Source organism: Priestia sp. TGN 0903, from assembly GCF_050846855.1.
Lineage (GTDB): Bacteria > Bacillota > Bacilli > Bacillales > Bacillaceae_H > Priestia > Priestia zanthoxyli.
In genome coordinates this window covers 585,112-602,075 of record NZ_JBOZGL010000001.1, presented here as the reverse complement: position 1 = coordinate 602,075, position 16,964 = coordinate 585,112, and the positions used below count along the sequence as shown (strand labels likewise).

The 16,964-nt window shown below is 37.6% G+C and carries 19 protein-coding genes; 18 read left to right on the top strand and 1 reads right to left on the bottom strand.

Features of this window, described 5'->3' with window-relative positions; genetic code table 11:
- The first annotated feature begins 7 nt into the window (after nucleotides 1–7).
- The 13 genes from ACRPLY_RS03145 to ACRPLY_RS03085 all read left to right on the top strand — a co-directional run bounded on the left by ACRPLY_RS03145 (nucleotide 8) and on the right by ACRPLY_RS03085 (nucleotide 11,114).
- Nucleotides 8–973, top strand: coding sequence for a glycosyltransferase family 2 protein (locus ACRPLY_RS03145; protein ID WP_033578836.1), 966 nt, complete (start codon nucleotides 8–10; stop codon nucleotides 971–973).
- A complete protein-coding gene (locus ACRPLY_RS03140; RefSeq protein ID WP_432231540.1) occupies nucleotides 966–1,370 on the top strand; it encodes a GtrA family protein in 405 nt (134 codons plus the stop codon). Before ACRPLY_RS03145 ends, ACRPLY_RS03140 begins: the two co-directional genes overlap by 8 nt.
- A complete protein-coding gene (galU, locus tag ACRPLY_RS03135) occupies nucleotides 1,367–2,254 on the top strand; it encodes a UTP--glucose-1-phosphate uridylyltransferase GalU (RefSeq protein ID WP_033578838.1) in 888 nt (295 codons plus the stop codon). Before ACRPLY_RS03140 ends, galU begins: the two co-directional genes overlap by 4 nt.
- Nucleotides 2,255–2,398: 144 nt before the next feature.
- Nucleotides 2,399–3,073, top strand: a complete 675-nt coding sequence (locus tag ACRPLY_RS03130; RefSeq protein ID WP_013056822.1) for a response regulator transcription factor — start codon at nucleotides 2,399–2,401, stop codon at nucleotides 3,071–3,073.
- 1 nt (nucleotide 3,074) lies between these two features.
- A complete protein-coding gene (locus tag ACRPLY_RS03125; protein WP_432231539.1) occupies nucleotides 3,075–4,454 on the top strand; it encodes a sensor histidine kinase in 1,380 nt (459 codons plus the stop codon).
- A gap of 372 nt (nucleotides 4,455–4,826) precedes the next feature.
- Nucleotides 4,827–4,991, top strand: coding sequence for a YezD family protein (locus ACRPLY_RS03120; RefSeq protein ID WP_013056824.1), 165 nt, complete (start codon nucleotides 4,827–4,829; stop codon nucleotides 4,989–4,991).
- A 363-nt stretch (nucleotides 4,992–5,354) separates the two neighbouring features.
- Nucleotides 5,355–5,435 (top strand): Fur-regulated basic protein FbpA, encoded by an 81-nt coding sequence (locus ACRPLY_RS03115; RefSeq protein ID WP_325077758.1) that lies wholly within the window; start codon nucleotides 5,355–5,357, stop codon nucleotides 5,433–5,435.
- Nucleotides 5,436–5,567: 132 nt separating this feature from the next.
- Complete coding sequence (locus tag ACRPLY_RS03110; protein ID WP_325075633.1) at nucleotides 5,568–6,563, top strand: ketoacyl-ACP synthase III; 996 nt, start codon at nucleotides 5,568–5,570, stop codon at nucleotides 6,561–6,563.
- 83 nt (nucleotides 6,564–6,646) lie between these two features.
- On the top strand, nucleotides 6,647–7,315 hold the full coding sequence (locus tag ACRPLY_RS03105; protein WP_028413539.1) for a response regulator transcription factor: 669 nt from the start codon (nucleotides 6,647–6,649) through the stop codon (nucleotides 7,313–7,315).
- Nucleotides 7,312–8,676: a HAMP domain-containing sensor histidine kinase gene (locus tag ACRPLY_RS03100; RefSeq protein WP_028413538.1), complete on the top strand. Its 1,365-nt coding sequence runs from the start codon at nucleotides 7,312–7,314 to the stop codon at nucleotides 8,674–8,676. The genes ACRPLY_RS03105 and ACRPLY_RS03100 overlap by 4 nt, the downstream gene beginning before the upstream one ends.
- A gap of 85 nt (nucleotides 8,677–8,761) precedes the next feature.
- Nucleotides 8,762–9,697: an ABC transporter ATP-binding protein gene (locus ACRPLY_RS03095; RefSeq protein ID WP_047751073.1), complete on the top strand. Its 936-nt coding sequence runs from the start codon at nucleotides 8,762–8,764 to the stop codon at nucleotides 9,695–9,697.
- A complete protein-coding gene (locus tag ACRPLY_RS03090; RefSeq protein ID WP_432231538.1) occupies nucleotides 9,672–10,379 on the top strand; it encodes an ABC transporter permease in 708 nt (235 codons plus the stop codon). Before ACRPLY_RS03095 ends, ACRPLY_RS03090 begins: the two co-directional genes overlap by 26 nt.
- On the top strand, nucleotides 10,380–11,114 hold the full coding sequence (locus ACRPLY_RS03085) for an ABC transporter permease (RefSeq protein WP_257042569.1): 735 nt from the start codon (nucleotides 10,380–10,382) through the stop codon (nucleotides 11,112–11,114). It abuts the gene before it with no gap.
- A gap of 31 nt (nucleotides 11,115–11,145) precedes the next feature.
- On the opposite strand, the gene ACRPLY_RS03080 is transcribed toward ACRPLY_RS03085, so the two are convergent.
- Nucleotides 11,146–11,985: a YitT family protein gene (locus tag ACRPLY_RS03080; protein WP_221777517.1), complete on the bottom strand. Its 840-nt coding sequence runs from the start codon at nucleotides 11,983–11,985 to the stop codon at nucleotides 11,146–11,148.
- 248 nt (nucleotides 11,986–12,233) lie between these two features.
- Here ACRPLY_RS03080 and ACRPLY_RS03075 point away from each other — a divergent pair, with 248 nt between their 5' ends.
- The 5 genes from ACRPLY_RS03075 to ACRPLY_RS03055 all read left to right on the top strand — a co-directional run bounded on the left by ACRPLY_RS03075 (nucleotide 12,234) and on the right by ACRPLY_RS03055 (nucleotide 16,779).
- Nucleotides 12,234–12,587 carry a YolD-like family protein gene (locus tag ACRPLY_RS03075; protein WP_033578844.1) on the top strand — a complete coding sequence of 118 codons (354 nt, stop codon included), beginning with the start codon at nucleotides 12,234–12,236 and terminating at the stop codon, nucleotides 12,585–12,587.
- A 121-nt stretch (nucleotides 12,588–12,708) separates the two neighbouring features.
- A complete protein-coding gene (locus ACRPLY_RS03070; protein WP_013056833.1) occupies nucleotides 12,709–12,849 on the top strand; it encodes a hypothetical protein in 141 nt (46 codons plus the stop codon).
- 382 nt (nucleotides 12,850–13,231) lie between these two features.
- Nucleotides 13,232–13,984 (top strand): DeoR/GlpR family DNA-binding transcription regulator, encoded by a 753-nt coding sequence (locus tag ACRPLY_RS03065; protein ID WP_028413532.1) that lies wholly within the window; start codon nucleotides 13,232–13,234, stop codon nucleotides 13,982–13,984.
- Entirely contained in the window at nucleotides 13,981–14,895 is a 915-nt protein-coding gene (gene pfkB / locus ACRPLY_RS03060) for a 1-phosphofructokinase (protein ID WP_028413531.1), read from the top strand. The genes ACRPLY_RS03065 and pfkB overlap by 4 nt, the downstream gene beginning before the upstream one ends.
- 12 nt (nucleotides 14,896–14,907) lie before the next feature.
- Nucleotides 14,908–16,779, top strand: coding sequence for a PTS fructose transporter subunit IIABC (locus ACRPLY_RS03055; protein ID WP_028413530.1), 1,872 nt, complete (start codon nucleotides 14,908–14,910; stop codon nucleotides 16,777–16,779).
- Nucleotides 16,780–16,964 lie beyond the last annotated feature (185 nt).

Here is a 16,964-nt window from a genome sequence, read left to right as displayed (position 1 = left end):
CATGAACATGAGTTCAATTATTAAATATTCTATTGTTGTTCCTGTCTACAACGAAGAAGAAGTGATTCATGAAACCTATCGCCGTCTAACAGAAGTGATGCGTTCAACGAAAGAAGCTTACGAGCTTCTTTTCGTGAACGACGGCAGTAGAGACCGAACGGCAGAAATTATTAAAGAGTACAGTGAGCAAGACCCAGCGGTTGTTTTATTAGATTTTGCCCGTAACTTTGGTCATCAAATTGCTATTACAGCTGGTATGGATTATGCACGAGGAGAGGCGGTCGTTGTGATTGATGCTGATTTGCAAGACCCGCCCGAATTAATTTTAGAGATGATTGAAAAATGGAAGCAAGGATTTGACGTTGTATACGCTAAGCGTACAAAGCGAAAAGGAGAAACATATTTTAAAAAGCAAACAGCGGCTATGTTTTATCGTTTCTTACGTGCGATGACCGATATTGATATTCCGCTCGATACAGGGGATTTTCGTTTGCTAGATCGTAAAGTGTGCAATCAAATGAATAGCATTCAAGAAAAAAATCGCTTTGTTCGCGGATTAGTAAGCTGGGTTGGCTTTAAGCAAATAGCAGTAGAATATGAGCGAGACGAGCGTTTGGCCGGGGAGTCAAAATATCCTTTGAAAAAGATGCTGAAGCTTTCAATGGATGGCATTACGTCTTTCTCCTATAAACCGCTGAAGCTAGCTAGCTATGCTGGTGTAACGCTATCAGGTGTTGGTTTTATTTATCTTTTAGTGGTGCTGTATTTGAAGTTATTTACAGACAGCACCATCACAGGGTGGTCGTCATTAATTGTCATTCAGCTATTCTTTAGCGGCATCATTTTAATCATTCTTGGTATGATCGGAGAATATATTGGCCGCATCTACGATGAAACAAAAAATCGTCCACTCTATATCGTCCGTGAAAAGTATCAGCTTGAAACACGCAAGGAAGTATCACTTCGTGACTAACAAATGGATACCCTTTATTAAATTTGCGTTAGTAGGAGTGGTAAATACACTGATTGATTTTGCAGTATACGCACTTTTAACAACAATCGGTGTGAACTACATACTAGCGCAGTGGATTTCATACAGTTCGGGCATTTTAAACAGTTATGTCATGAATCGTAAATGGACGTTTGAGAAAAAAGAAAAAAGCAGTAAGCGTGAAGTGATTTCATTCGTGATCGTGAATTTAATCACTTTATCCCTAACATCTTTTCTGTTGACTGTTCTATATAATAAATGGGGTATACCACTGCTAATCAGTAAACTTTTAATTACAACCGTAAGTGTCGGTATCAATTTTATTGGCACCAAATTATTTGTATTTACTACTAAAAAAGAAAGAGGGATTCATATATGACGATAAAAAAAGCAGTTATTCCAGTAGGCGGTTTAGGAACTCGATTTTTGCCAGCGACAAAAGCGCAGCCCAAAGAAATGCTGCCAATTGTCGATAAGCCTGCTGTACAATACATTGTAGAAGAAGCTGTGAAATCAGGTATTGAAAGTATTATTTTTATTACAGGTCGAAATAAAAAATCAATTGAAGACCATTTTGACAAATCAATTGAACTAGAGCAAATGCTTGAAGAAAAGCACAAGTTCGAAATGTTAAAAGAAGTACAAACGATTTCATCAATGGCCAGTATTCACTATATTCGTCAAAAAGAGCCGTTAGGACTTGGTCATGCTATTCTTTGTGCTGAGCAATTTATTGGAGATGAGCCGTTTGCCGTTCTTCTTGGAGACGATATTATGACTTCTGAAGAACCTGCGCTCAAACAGATGATTCAAGCGTATGAAACGACTAATCAATCAGTTATTGGAGTTCAAAAAGTGGATGTGGAAGAAGTATCAAAATACGGCATTATTCAGCCGAGAAATAAATCTGGCAGCCTTCATGAAGTGAATGACTTGATTGAAAAACCATCAATAGAACAAGCTCCGTCAACGATTGCCGTTATGGGCCGCTACATTTTAAACCCTTCTATTTTTTCTTATCTAAAAACGATTGAAAGAGGGGTAGGAAATGAATTACAATTAACAGATGCACTGCGCGTGGTATGTGAAAAAGAGCGATTGTTTGCTCTTGAACTTGAAGGGCAGCGCTTTGACATTGGAGATAAGGTAGGCTATATGAAAGCAATGGTAGAAGTGGGGTTAAAGCGTAAAGATTTACGTCAAACGTTTTTATCGTATTTGGAAGGGATTGTAGAAAAAGAACGAGCAAACAACTTCAGCTAATAAGAGTTAATCAGTTTGTTCATATTCAGTTCATATTTGAAGTATAAAATCATTGTATGATCTTATGTGGCTCTCTGTTTGGTATAAACAGAGAGCTTACTGTGCGTAAAAGCTGGACAAACTTAGGAATAGGGAGAGACATGTATGATTCAAATATTAGTTGCAGATGATGATCAACACATTCGAGAGCTGATATCATTATATTTAGAAAATCAAGGATTTAAAATTATAAAAGCAGCAGATGGTGAAGAAGCGTGGGCGAAAATGGAAGAGTTTCGAATTGATCTAGCGGTCGTTGATATCATGATGCCATTTAAAGACGGATGGGAACTAACAAAGGAAATTAAGGAGTATTTTGATATACCGGTTTTGATGGTAACAGCTAGAGGCGAATCGCATGATAAACTAAAAGGATTTGATATCGGAACAGACGACTATGTCGTGAAGCCTTTTGATCCTCAGGAAATGGTTGCTCGTGTAAAGGCCCTTTTACGCAGGTACCGAGTAGAAGCTAACAATGTAATTTATATGGGGAATATAAAATTGGACCGTACCAAATTAGAGATGAGTGCAGGAGAAACAAGCGAACAGCTGCCGTTAAAAGAGTTTGAATTACTGTTCACATTAGTTAGTTCTCCAGGAAAGATTTTTACTCGTGATCAGCTTATTCAATTAATTTGGGGATATGATTATGAAGGTGATGAGCGCACGGTAGACGTTCACATAAAACGTCTGCGAGAGAGGCTTAATCATATGAAAAACGTCGGTATGGAAATCAAAACAATTCGCGGACTAGGCTATAGAGCAGAAGGGTGTTAACGTGAAATCAATTTATGTAAAGCTGGTTCTATCGTTCATCATTACAATTTTATTGAGCGTTGTGATTACCGTTGTTGTCACGACATTTCTTAGCAAGCAGAAGCTCGAAATGCGATTAGGTCAGGATATGGTGAAGATGGGAGAAGATTTTATCGATTTGTACGGAGCAGAAGACTCCGATAAAGCTGCAAGGTTTTTATCTAATTCATCATTCATTCATTTTTCGTTTATTATTATTGATGATCAGCATAAAGAGAAAGTATTAGGACAGCCGGGACCGCCTATTCCAATTACACCCAAAGAAGTAGATCAAGTATTAGGTGGGAAGCGTTATTCTAATTTAAACGAGGAAAAAGGTGATCGTCCACAGCCAAACGTAGTGGGTCTTCCTTTTAAAGAAAATGGACGGTCGTATGCTCTATTTATTCAGTCTCATCCACAGCGGCAATTTTCAGTTATTCAAGATGTTCAAAATATCCAGCTTATTACGATTTTATTAGTAGGTATTGTATTGTTTGCATATGTTTCAACGATTATTATTAAACCGATTAAGCGTCTCAGTACAGCGATGAAAGTTGTCGGACAAGGCGAATACAATGTGCAAGTCGAGCACGCAGCGAATGATGAAATTGGTCTGTTAACTAAAAACTTTAATCAAATGACTAAAGAATTAAACAAAATAGAAACGATGAGGCAAGAGTTTATTGCTAGCGTTTCGCATGAAATTCAATCACCGCTGACCTCTATTCGCGGTTTTTCAGCGGCACTTAAAGATGATATCGTCAGTGAAGATAAAAAGATACAATATTTAACGATTATCGAAAAAGAAAGTACAAGACTATCTCAGCTTAGTTCCAATTTGCTAAAGCTTGCTTCTCTTGACTCTGAACATCAAACGCTAATGCTGCAGCAATACCGGTTAGATGAACAAATCAGGCATGTGGTCATGGCTTTAGAACCTCAGTGGATAAAAAAGAACATAGAAATTGACCTTGATTTATCCAATGTTCAAATAGAAGCAGATAAAGATTTGTTAGAGCAAGTTTGGCTAAATTTAGTAACAAATGCTGTTAAATATACATCTGAACATGGATTTGTGAAAATATCCATTCATCAAAAAAACGAAGAAATAGACGTGGAAATAAAGGACAATGGAATTGGTATTGCCGAAGAAGATCAAAAATATATTTTTGAAAGCTTTTATAAAGTAGATAAATCGAGAACGTTGAAAGGAAGCGGCCTCGGTCTAGCTATTACAAAAAAAATTGTGCGACTGCATGAGGGCGCAATACGTGTTGAAAGCAAAAAAGAACAAGGAAGCATCTTTACGGTAACTTTGCCTATCCAAAAAAATGGGACTAAAAAAGACTCGTCTGTGTAAGTTCATGCAGAGGAGTCTTTTTTATTAGGTCAAAGATATAAAAAAAATTAATACTATCTATTTATTTTTTTAATCCCTACTTGACATATAGGTAAAGTGTAAATAATATAGATAGTATAAATCTTTTGAAAAAATTGGGATGCTAAAGAAGCTGATCGGTCAACCGAAGGCTCATACTTGTTCGCTACTGGTGTGGGCCTTTTCTGTACATTGGTTGTGGTCATTAAAATCTCAATCTTCAACTGAGCATATGGGGAGGATTACGATGTATTTATCTTCTGCACATTATACAAGTACTTATAGATGTTGTTCGCTTTATTTATTCAACTGCAACTGAAATATAAATTTATCTATGAATAGGAGAATGATAAAATGGCTTCAATTACACAAGAAAAATTAGATTATATTGTTAAATTACTAACTGAAATCAACTATGGATCTGTACTAATTACTCTTCACGACGGACAAATTACTCAAGTGGACAGCACGGAAAAAAACCGCTTTTTAGCTAAAAGCAAAGTAGCAAGCCACAAATAATCCTATTTCAATACGTATTTAGAGAAACTGAAGGGCCTGTCTAGATAGCGAACGCTTGACGGCGGGGCAAGCAAGTACTGTATTAAATATAGAAAACGTGCGAATTCGAAGAAGAATTGACTTTCTTTTAGTTAGAAGATTTAGAATTTTTAGAATTGGAATTGAGTTATAAGTTTTAAAATTATGAAGATCTGACAGTTTCATTCCTGTGCTGATCGGATTACCGAAGGCTTCTGACCTGTGTTAGGAGTCTTTTTTTTATTCTTAAATTAATATAATAGGAGGAGAAAAGATGGAAAATTTATTACGAGCAGCGGTGCGCCAAAGAAAACAATACCTCATTGAAGAGTTGCTGAAAAAGGGATTTATAAAAAAGAAAATCATCATCTTTTTGAACTCACACTCTCTGACTTAGAAAAAGAGTATCAGGCACGCATTAGATAAGGCATAGAAAAATTTATATCCAATAAAAAAGCGTGAAGGGTATACCTTTGCGCTTTTTATCTATTAATAAATTAGTACCAGATATTAAAAGTAGGTGTTATAATTAAGTATCAACTGATTTGAGGTGGAGAAATGATGCAATCAAAAGCTAGAATCACAGGAATGGGGATATATACACCAAAGCAAAAATTAACGAACGACCATTTAAAAGAAATGGTTGATACAAGTGACGAATGGATTGTACAGCGCACGGGAATGAAAGAACGGCGAATTGCTGGTGAAGGCGAATACACGTCCGCGCTTGCTATTCAAGCTGTTGAAAATTTGCTTAACCGCTATAATGTAAAAATAGAAGATGTAGATGCAGTTATTGTTTCGACAACAACACCGGATCACTTTTTTCCTAGCGTAGCATGTCAGGTTCAAGATTACTTTCATATTGATCAAGCTGCTGCATTTGATTTAAGTGCCGCATGCGCCGGTTTTACATATGGACTTCACGTGGCGAACGGCTTAGTGACGTCCGGATTGCATAAAAAGATTTTAGTTATTGGTGCTGAAGTCATGTCGAAAATTACAGATTATACGGACCGGGCCACCTGCGTGCTGTTCGGTGACGGAGCGGGAGCTATGCTTGTAGAATACGATGAGCATAATCCAAGTTTCTTAGGATGTCACTACGGAACGGACGGAAGCGGAGGGGTGAATTTATATCGTTCTAATTTATCTGATACTCTTTCAGGAAAAGAAATTAACGCGAGCGGAAATTTAGTTCAAAATGGGCGTGAAGTATACCGCTTTGCTGTCCGAACGATTCCAAAAGGAGTAGGAGCATTGTTAAAGGGTACTTCCATTTCTCTTTCTGATGTAAATTGGTTTATTCCGCACAGTGCAAACCTTCGGATGATTGAAGCTATTTGTGCTAAAACAGGTGTTTCAATGGATAAAACGTTAACGAGTGTACAATACTGCGGAAATACATCTTCAGCTTCTATTCCACTTGCCTTGAACGAAGGAATAATGACAGGAAAAGTACGGGATAATGACCTTCTTATTCTCTATGGGTTTGGAGGAGGATTAACGCATTGCGGTTTGTTAATTAAATGGACGTGTAAAGAAAAAAGCTAAAAGGCATCGCCTTTTAGCTTTTTAGGCTTTTATCGTTAACAAGAATTCGATAAAATGGAAAAAGAAGTAAAGGGGTTGTGCGCATGAATCACGTTTTATACATTGAAGACAATGAAGAAATTGGATTAATGATTCAAAATGAGCTTAAAAAGCAAAACTATGAAGTTACTTGGTTACAATCAGGAGATATCGCCAGTCAGTTTATTAAACAAACGGATATTGTCATTCTAGATGTAATGCTGCCTGGGTTAGATGGATTTACAGTGGGAAAAAAGCTTAAAAAACTAGCACCTGATGTCCCGATTTTAATGCTTTCAGCTCGTACAGCCCTAGAAGATAAGATCATGGGGCTAGAGTTTGCCGATGACTATGTCACAAAGCCGTTTCATCCAGAAGAGCTGCTTGCAAGGCTCGAAGTATTGTTAAGGAGATTTTCAAGAAAGAAAGAAGAGCTTATTGTAAAACATTTGCATATTTCGATGATAGACTATCGCGTGATGAACAGAGAGACAAGTGAAGAAATTAGTTTAACAGGTAAGCAATTTCATATTTTTACTTATTTCCTTCAGCATTTAAATCAAATTTTAACAAAAGAACAAATTTATGAAGGAGTATGGAAAGAGCGTTATATAGAAGGAGATAAAACATTAATGGTACATATTCGCTATTTACGAGAAAAATTGGAGAAAAATGCAGCTAAGCCTGAAATTATTGAAACAATACGAGGGATTGGGTACAGGGTAAAGCAATGAACGTTACACAGTCTCTTATCACGAAGTATATCTTAATTATGCTTTCAGCTGTACTAATTATACCGGTATCATTTTTTGCAGGCTCATGGCTGATCACCGTCCCTTTTATGCATATTCAAGGATTATTAAATGAAGAGTATAAAGGAAAAAGCTACTACGAACAAATGTGGAATGAAGAAGCCCGAAAGCTAGAAGGAGCAAATGAGAAAACAATTAATCAAAAGCTAAAATTATTAAAAGAAAAATACCCTGAAGCTTCAATGTTCTGGGTAAACGAAGATGGACAAACACAGCTTCCGCTTCCTTATCATGCAGCCCTTCCGAAGCAATGGTCATCGTCTTATACGGCTGAATTTATAAAAAAACGATACGGAAACAATCCGTATACGGTTATTACCTTTATTGGAACAGATAAAAAGCAAGGTTTTATGGTCATTGAAGTGCCAGAAAAAGCCGTTGAGCCTCCTATTCAAAGGCTAGACCCAGCCTACTATAATATTTATTTAGGATTTGTTTTTATTATTGTGCTTTCTTTTATTGTACTTTCTCTGTTCTTTTTTCTTCGAATTCGAAAAAGGCTGCGAGTGTTACAAGCTGCTATGAACAACAAAGGCGAGCGAGGAATTCCTTTACCTGTTGTATCTGAGTCCACGGATGAAATTGGTCAGCTAGAACAATCCTTTAATCAAATGGTTAAACAGCTTCATGAAAGCCGGTATCGAGAGAAGCAAGAAGAACAGCTGCGGCAAGACTTAATTATGAGTCTATCGCATGACTTACGAACACCGCTCACGACTGTTCGAACGCATATTTATCAGCTGAAAAACGAAGAAATGGCCTTGAACATTCAACAATCTCTTGAGGTAATTGATACAAAAGTAGAATTTGTTAGTGATTTAATAGATAATTTATTTTCCTATACGCTGCTGTTAAATGGAAAATATCCATATCGGGAAGAGGAAGTTGATATGGCTCGATTTCTTAGAAAAAGCATTGCGCAATGGTATCCATTATTTGAAGAAGAGAATATGGAAGTGGATATTCAACTGCCTTCTCAGTCCATATATTGGCGCGGAGATGTTCAGTGGTTAGAAAGAATAATAGATAATTTATGTCAAAATGTCATTCGTCATGCCAAAGAAGGTAACTTTATTAGCTTTCGTCTTGTTCAAGAGCATGATTTATCTTCTCTCACCATTTCTGATAAAGGGTCAGGCTTTAAAAAGAATAGCCATACGAAGCAAAACGGTGTAGGTCTAGCGATTGTGGATGCGATGATTAAAGAAATGGAGTTAACGTGGTCAATTCATTCTACAAAACATGGAACGGATATTCAAATTGTGTACAAAGCGAGTGATTAATTCACTCGCTTTTTTAAACGAATTTTAACCTTTCTTTTCCGTCCTCTTAACTTTGGCTGTTTATAGTAAAGGAGAGGTGATAAAAGTGGAAATTGTTAAAACGACTCAGCTGATAAAAGTATTTAAAGGAGCAGAAGCTGTAAATGAAGTGAATTTATCCATTAAAGAAGGAGAAATCTACGGGTTTTTAGGGCCTAATGGAGCAGGGAAGACGACAACGATCCGAATGTTGCTCGGGCTAATGAAGCCAACGAGCGGGGAAATTGAGCTGTTTGGAGAAAGAATAAAAAATCACAGGCAGCATATTCAAGCCTTAAAAAAGATAGGTTCACTTGTAGAGAGCCCTTCCTATTATGCGCATTTAACTGCAAGAGAAAATTTAGAGGTACTTCGTAAAATACTAGGTGTATCTAAAAACAGAGTGGATGAAGTACTAAATATTGTAAAATTAACAAAAGAAGCAAATCGCCCAGTCAAAGGCTTTTCTCTTGGAATGAAACAGCGGCTTGGTATTGCTTCTGCACTCCTTGGAAATCCTCGTTTATTAATCTTAGACGAACCAACCAACGGACTGGATCCTGCAGGAATTCAAGAAATTCGTTCATTAATTAAAGAAATGCCAGGGGAAAACGGAGTTACCGTATTGATTTCAAGTCATTTACTCTATGAAATCGACCATTTAGCGACTCAAGTAGGTATTATTACAAAAGGAAAGATGCTATTTAATGGCTCGATTGAATCGCTTCGCAAAAAAGCTAAGCATCAAGTGGCATTTACAACAGGAGAGATAGAAAAGGCTAAAACAATACTATTAGCAAACGGGTTTGTACCTACTATCGATAAACATAGTCTTCTTTTAGATTATATTGATCATGAGCAAGTGGCACATCTTGTTTATCAGCTTGTGCAAGAAAATGTCTCAATCTACCGAGTTGAAGAAAAATCGAAATCATTAGAAGATATCTTTTTAAAGCTGACAAGCGAGGAGAATAGATATGTTCACAAAAATACTGCAGGCTGAGTGTATAAAGTTAAAAAGAAAATGGCTCTGGTTTTTACTATTTTTAGGTCCAGCGGGTGTAATTGGCTTAACTCTAGTTGATTATAGCGTTCGATATGAATATTTAATTCAGCAAAATCCGAATGTGTGGGAAGGTCTTTTTCATGAACTAAACATCACGCTTCCAATAGCTTTTTTACTGGGAGGAACGATTCTTGCTTCAAATGTAGCGCATATTGAATATCATAGAAGCTCATGGAAGCAGCTGCTGAGCTTACCTGTGAGCAGACTGAGTGTTTATACAGCAAAATTTGTAGTAGTTATGTTTATGCTACTTATCGCTTCTGCTGTTCTATTAATCGGTATAATTGGGTTAGGCTGGTGGTTAGGATTTGGTTTTCCGTCTTCTTGGAAAAATCTTTTCGTGTATACCTTTTATCCGTTTTTTTCTGCCATTCCATTTGTAGCTATTCAAATATGGTTATCTATGCTTTTTAAAAATCAAGGCCGCTCTCTTGCACTAGGTATTGTGATGAGTGTGACGATGAGTGGTATGAGAGAATTGCCGAGCTGGTTTTTCTGGCAATGGCCAATGCTAGCGTTTTCTGACTATCGGAATATGTACATAATAGCAGGTGTAATTATCGGTATTTTCCTATATGCTGCAGGCGCCTTGCACTTTATCAACAAGGATGTGGCCTAAATGTTTTTGCAATTATGTAGGATAGAATCGTTTAAATTGTTTAAAACAAAAGCCTGGACGTACCTTTTTGTGAGTCCTATTCTAATCGCTATTATCCTTTTTGTAGGTGATCAGGCAATGCCAAGCGGGAGAATGAAATGGGCAATGGCAGATGCCTTGATTGCCAATGTTCACGGATTGCTGTTTTATCCGTTAATTGGCGGGTTAGTAACATCCTTCATCTGTCGGTATGAACACGAAGCGGGAGGATGGAAGCAATTATTATCTCTTCCTGTGACAAGGACATCGGTATACGGAGCAAAATTGATTACAGCAGCAGCTTTCATGGGAATTCTTCAAGTGCTTGTATTTGTTGTTTTATTAGGAGTTAGCATGTTAAAAGACTATCCGAGCGCTGTGCCATTAAAGATGATAGCTGGAAATATGCTAGGCGGATGGGTTGCGGTGTTGCCCATTCTTGCGTTTATGCTAGCTGTGTCAATGGCATGTTCTAGCTTTGGAGCATCTTTGACAGTCAACGTCATTTTAACACTACCGAATTTATTCGTTGCTAATTCTGAACGATTTGGCCCCTGGTACCCATGGACTCAGCCAATGTATGGAATGTTAGGTGTAACTGGAAAAGCATCATGGGGGTTGATGCTGACTACACAGAATTTCTTAGTGGTTGTTATAAGCAGCTTTCTGCTTTTTGGAGTAGCAGGTTTACTGTATTTTCAGCGCAAACATATATAATAGAAAAAACCCGCTTTTTTACAGCGGGTTTTTAGCTGGCTTTTGGAATAGTAAAACCTACTCCAAAGACGTCTCGCACATCGTGGACAACCACAAAAGCCTGTTCATCGACTTTATGAATAATGCGCTTTAACTCTAATAGTTCTTGTTTGTTCACAACTACGTACAATACGTCTTTTGCTTCTTTTGTATAGCTTCCATGAGCAGAAAAGACAGTGACGCCTCGCTGCATCTTTTTGTTAACTTGTTCGGCTACTTCAGCTGAACGGTGTGAAATAATGGTGATTGCTTTGCGGGGGTTGAGTCCTTCAATAATATAATCCAGCACCTTTGTTCCGATATAAAGAGAAATAACCGTGTACATCGTCTTTTCTCCACCGATGACAAAATAGGCGCTTGCTACAACTAATAAATCAATTGCTAGCATCGTTTTGCTAATATTCCAGTCTAGATATTGATTAGCTAAGCGGGCGATAACTGCCGAGCCTCCGGAAGTTCCGCCACCTCTAAACACAAGCCCGAGTCCTACACCGGCTAAAATACCAGCAAAAATAGCCCCCAGTAGCGTATCGTCAAGAGGATTTCCCAGTCCTTCAGTTATATGTAGGAATAGAGATGTGAAAATAATACATATAATTGTGTAAGCAATCACACGTTTGTGAAGCAATTTGTATCCGATCAGTACCAGCAAACCGTTTAATATAAAGTTTGTGATACCAGGAGACCAGCCTAGTACATAATAGGTAATCATTGTTACACCGGTTACGCCGCCTTCTGCTAATTCATTTGGAATAGCAAAATAATTAATGGCCAGTGCGAAAATGAGGCTTCCTAGAATAATGAGGATAATTTCTTTTGTTTTATTGATCATGAACGTTACCTCCAATCATCAAAAACTCCGAAAACACAGTCATGACAATGTATTATACCAACTCTAGAGGCTGAATTAAAGATGGGATATTATTATTTTTTAAAAAATCAATTTCTGCTATCAACATAAAATCTTTTGACAGTTTTTATGGAGTATGAAAAAATGAATTGTTTGCTTTTATTTTGATTAAAAAGTTTTGCAATGAGAATGTTCGTTCGGTAAAATAGAAGCAAGAGTCAAGGGGGAGAATGAACGTGTATCAAGATGAATTAAAACAGTATGCGAAGTTAGTAATGCCTGAGCATTTAGAGAAAATGAAGAAAATGTACAGTCCCGAGGCCCATAAGCAGTCTTTAGGGTTGAAAAAAGAAAAGATTGAGCATATTGAAAATGTCATTATGAACAGTTACTCGGAGCATCATCCAGTAACCCTTCACGTCTATGAAGCAGGACATATTCAAAGATATGAACGAGTGACAATCGATAAAGTTTCTCTGCAGTCGAATACGCTGATGGTGACAGGGCCTTGTTATACATATTCGATTCGAGCGGATGCAGTAATTGAAGCAGATGTATGGAAAGATGAAAGCTACTCTAGCTAAGAGTAGCTTTTTTGTTGAATTTGTATCTTTTTTTTAACGCTTGCATACAATACATAAAAGCATATTCTGCGAGTAGTCACTTTTAGCTACTAGGAAATTTTGATTAAAGAAGGGATATTGTATGCAAAATGAAAAAACTCAAGTAAGAGAAATTGAATTAACGCAGTTCATTAAGAAAAGACTCGTTCGTTTTATCTCAAGTTTGGCTATTTCTTCTGCCCTTGCTTCTATATTATATATGCTTCTGTTTTTATTTAAATGATGGGTCACTTTGAGTTGTCCAAAAAGGTGGACAACTTTTTTGATGTATAGGCTCTCATTAAAACAGGACAAGCTAAACATAATTCAGTCAAGAGAAATTAAATCGGTCAAGAAATAGTCAAAAACAGTCATAGCTAATTAGTTGCAAGAAAACCTTTACATATAATGAGAAAAGTAGACAAATTCTTGAATTACCAGCTTATTTCCTTTTGTATAAACTATTATCAAAACAAATGCAAATCTAATTGTTCGTTCAAAAAACTTTATTTTGTAATTAAAAAAATGAATGTTTTTGATTTTTTATGATTGATTTTGAATGTGAACCGTGATAAAGTAAGTACATGAAATAAATGAAAACGCTTTTTTGAAAAAGGAGCTAGAACATGTTAACGCCGGAGAGACATCAACTAATCTTAAAACTTTTAAAAGAGAAAGAACTTGTAAAAGTGCAAGAGTTTATCGAAGTTACAGGCGCTTCGGAATCCACAATTAGAAGAGACTTAAGTCAACTAGAAGAAGAGCAAATGCTCAAACGTGTTCACGGTGGCGCTTCGCTTATTCGCAGTAAACGAATCGAACTGAGCGTTATCGAAAAATCTGCTAAAAATATTCAAGATAAACGAAACATTGCAGAGTATGCGGCTTCCATTATAAATGAAGGTGACTGTATTTTTTTAGATGCAGGAACTACAACGTATGAAATGATTCCTTTTTTGAAGCAAAAAGATGTAGTTGTCGTGACAAATGGTTTAATGCATTTAAACCCGATGTTAGAACAAGGTATCACCCTCTATTTGATTGGAGGATCTGTTAAACATAAAACGGGCGCTTTAATTGGCAATGGAGCTCTTTTAAGTCTTGAGCAGTATCGTTTTGATAAGTGCTTTATGGGAGCGAATGGGATTCATCATCAATATGGATATACAACTCCTGATCCAGAAGAAGCATTGATCAAGCAAACGGCAATGAAGCTTTCTAGAGAATCTTATATTTTATCAGATTCTACTAAGTTTTTTGAAACAAGTTTTGCGAAAATAGCCGATTTACATGAAGCAAAAATTATAACAAATGACGTACCTAGTGATGTACTTATACAGTATGCAAACAAAACAGACATAAAGGTTGTGAAATCATGATTTATACATGTACGTTGAACCCATCCGTTGATTACGTAGTACATGTTTCAGCATTCGAAGAAGGCGGACTTAACCGCACAACGAATGAAGCCAAGTTTCCAGGAGGGAAAGGCATTAACGTCTCTCGCGTTTTAAAGCGATTAGATGTTGATAATAAAGCTCTCGGTTTTGTAGCCGGCTTTACAGGAACCTATATCGAAGACTACTTAAAAGCGGAGAATATTGAAACAGCTTTTACAAGAGTTGATGGAGATACCCGCATTAACGTAAAGTTAAAAACGGAAAAAGAAACAGAAATTAACGGTCAAGGACCTGCTATTACAGACGAAGCGCTTCAGTCTTTATTGACTCAAGTAAAGCAAATGACTGAAGGCGATATCTTCGTATTAGCAGGAAGCATACCGAAAACGCTTCCAAGTTCTGTGTATGAAACGTTAACGGAACTAGCAGCAGCGAACGGAGTAAAAGTAGTAGTAGATGCAAGTGGAAAAACCTTGCTAGACGTCGTGTCTCACAAGCCGTTTTTTATCAAACCAAATCATCATGAACTTGCAGAATTGTTTGATGTAGAAGTAAACAGTGCAGAAGATGCGCTAGTATACGGTAAAAAGCTTGTGGAACAAGGAGCGCAAAACGTCGTTGTATCCATGGCAGGCGATGGAGCACTTCTTATTAACGAAAGCGGTGTCTACAGTGCCACAGTCCCTAAAGGAACAGTGAAAAATTCTGTTGGAGCTGGCGATTCACTTGTAGCTGGATTTATTGCTTCTTATGTAAAGCAAGGGGATTTATTAGAAGCCTTTCAAACAGGAGTTGCTTCAGGAAGTGCCACAGCATTCTCACTTGAATTATGTACAGCAGAAGATGTAAAGACGCTTCGTGAACAAGTGTCAATCACAAAGGTAGAGTAGGGGGAACCGAGAATGAGAATTACAGAACTATTAAAAAAAGATACAATCATTCTTGATTTAAAAAGCACGTCAAAAGCTGATGTTATTGATGAGTTAGTTGGAAAATTAGACGAAGCTGGTCGCTTAAGCGACCGAGCTGGCTATAAAGAAGCAATTTTAAATCGTGAATCTCAAAGTACAACGGGAATTGGGGAAGGCATTGCCATTCCGCATGCAAAAACAAGCTCGGTAAAAACACCGGCCATTGCATTTGGACGCTCAACAGAAGGTATTGATTATGAATCATTAGACGGACAGCCTGCACATTTATTCTTCATGATTGCAGCGAGTGAAGGCGCGAATAATGCTCACTTAGAAACATTATCTCGTTTGTCTACGTTATTAATGGACGAATCGTTCCGAAAAACGTTGCTAACAGCATCATCAATTGATGAAGTCATTAAAGCAATTGATGATAAAGAAACTGAAAATGAAGCGCCGGAAGAAGAAGTGGATACAGCTTCAGATCAATTAGTGCTTGCTGTAACGGCTTGTCCAACGGGAATTGCCCACACGTATATGGCAGCGGATAGCCTAAAAGCAAAAGCGAAAGACATGAACGTGACGCTCAAAGTTGAAACAAATGGTTCCAGCGGTGTTAAAAACGCGTTGACGAAGGAAGAAATTGAAAACGCTACCGCTATTATTGTTGCAGCGGACAAGCAAGTAGAAATGGAACGTTTTGCAGGTAAAAAAGTTATTCAAGTTCCAGTAGCTGAAGGAATTCGTAAGCCCGAAGAATTAATTAACCGCGCGTTAAAAGGAGACGCTCCTGTATACAGCGGCGGCGGTGGCAGCAAAGAAGGCGGAGAAAGTAAAGGATCAGAGCGTACAGGGTTTTACAAACACCTAATGAGCGGTGTATCAGCAATGCTTCCGTTTGTTGTAGGGGGCGGGATCTTAATCGCCATTTCATTTATGTTTGGTATTCACTCAGCAGAACCGAAAGATCCAACGTACAATGCGTTTGCAGCGGCGCTAAAAACAATTGGCGGAGATAATGCATTCTTTTTACTAGTACCGGTACTAGCAGGGTTCATTGCAATGAGTATTGCTGATCGTCCTGGTTTAGCTCCTGGTATGGTTGCAGGTCTTTTAGCAGCTTCTGGCGGAGGCGGTTTCTTAGGTGGTTTAATCGCTGGTTTCTTAGCGGGTTATGTAGTAGTGGGATTAAAGAAATTGTTCAGCGTCCTGCCGCAAGCTCTTGATGGAATTAAGCCAGTTCTTCTTTATCCGCTATTTGGGATTTTTATCTCAGGATTGATTATGCTTTATGTTGTAAATGAGCCAGTTAGTGCAATTAACAAAGGGTTAACGCACTGGTTAAGTGGATTTGGCACGGGTAACTTAGTATTATTAGGTATTATCTTAGGCGGTATGATGGCTATTGATATGGGTGGTCCTATTAATAAGGCAGCCTTTACATTTGGTATCGCAATGATTGATGCTGGAAACTATGCTCCACACGCAGCGATTATGGCAGGCGGTATGGTTCCGCCACTAGGTATGGCTATTGCGACAACTTTGTTCAAAAACAAATTTACTCGCCAAGAGCGTGAAACAGGTAAAACGTGTTATGTAATGGGTCTTTCATTTATCACAGAAGGTGCGATTCCATTCGCAGCAGCTGACCCAGGCCGTGTTATTCCCGCATCGGTTATCGGTGCTGCAGTAGCAGGTGCTTTAACAATGATGTTCCACATCGGTTTACCAGCACCACACGGCGGTGTATTCGTTATCGGAATTGTACAAGGAAATCCTCTTTTATATGCACTAGCAATTTTAATTGGTGCCATTGTGACAGCGGTCCTTGTAGGTGTATTAAAAAAACCAAAAGCAGAATAACAAATAAAGACTGATTTTACATCATGTAAAATCAGTCTTTTTGTGTTTTTGTGGTAGACATTTGTTCTTTATGAGAGTACAATTACGGTAGTATTCCTTTAATTTTTAGAAAAGTTAGATAGATAAGCTTTTCTACTTGATAAAATATGGTACAATAATCGAATATTAAAAACAAAGTAAGGAAG

Excerpts from the sequence above, each read along its gene's own strand:
- ACRPLY_RS03145 (WP_033578836.1), top strand. The coding sequence starts at position 8 with ATGAGTTCAATTATTAAATATTCTATTGTTGTTCCTGTCTACAACGAA.
- galU (WP_033578838.1), top strand. The coding sequence starts at position 1,367 with ATGACGATAAAAAAAGCAGTTATTCCAGTAGGCGGTTTAGGAACTCGA.
- ACRPLY_RS03130 (WP_013056822.1), top strand. The coding sequence starts at position 2,399 with ATGATTCAAATATTAGTTGCAGATGATGATCAACACATTCGAGAGCTG.
- ACRPLY_RS03120 (WP_013056824.1), top strand. The coding sequence starts at position 4,827 with ATGGCTTCAATTACACAAGAAAAATTAGATTATATTGTTAAATTACTA.
- ACRPLY_RS03110 (WP_325075633.1), top strand. The coding sequence starts at position 5,568 with ATGATGCAATCAAAAGCTAGAATCACAGGAATGGGGATATATACACCA.
- ACRPLY_RS03105 (WP_028413539.1), top strand. The coding sequence starts at position 6,647 with ATGAATCACGTTTTATACATTGAAGACAATGAAGAAATTGGATTAATG.
- ACRPLY_RS03100 (WP_028413538.1), top strand. The coding sequence starts at position 7,312 with ATGAACGTTACACAGTCTCTTATCACGAAGTATATCTTAATTATGCTT.
- ACRPLY_RS03090 (WP_432231538.1), top strand. The coding sequence starts at position 9,672 with ATGTTCACAAAAATACTGCAGGCTGAGTGTATAAAGTTAAAAAGAAAA.
- ACRPLY_RS03085 (WP_257042569.1), top strand. The coding sequence starts at position 10,380 with ATGTTTTTGCAATTATGTAGGATAGAATCGTTTAAATTGTTTAAAACA.
- ACRPLY_RS03080 (WP_221777517.1), bottom strand. The coding sequence starts at position 11,985 with ATGATCAATAAAACAAAAGAAATTATCCTCATTATTCTAGGAAGCCTC.
- ACRPLY_RS03075 (WP_033578844.1), top strand. The coding sequence starts at position 12,234 with ATGAACGTGTATCAAGATGAATTAAAACAGTATGCGAAGTTAGTAATG.
- ACRPLY_RS03070 (WP_013056833.1), top strand. The coding sequence starts at position 12,709 with ATGCAAAATGAAAAAACTCAAGTAAGAGAAATTGAATTAACGCAGTTC.
- ACRPLY_RS03065 (WP_028413532.1), top strand. The coding sequence starts at position 13,232 with ATGTTAACGCCGGAGAGACATCAACTAATCTTAAAACTTTTAAAAGAG.
- pfkB (WP_028413531.1), top strand. The coding sequence starts at position 13,981 with ATGATTTATACATGTACGTTGAACCCATCCGTTGATTACGTAGTACAT.
- ACRPLY_RS03055 (WP_028413530.1), top strand. The coding sequence starts at position 14,908 with ATGAGAATTACAGAACTATTAAAAAAAGATACAATCATTCTTGATTTA.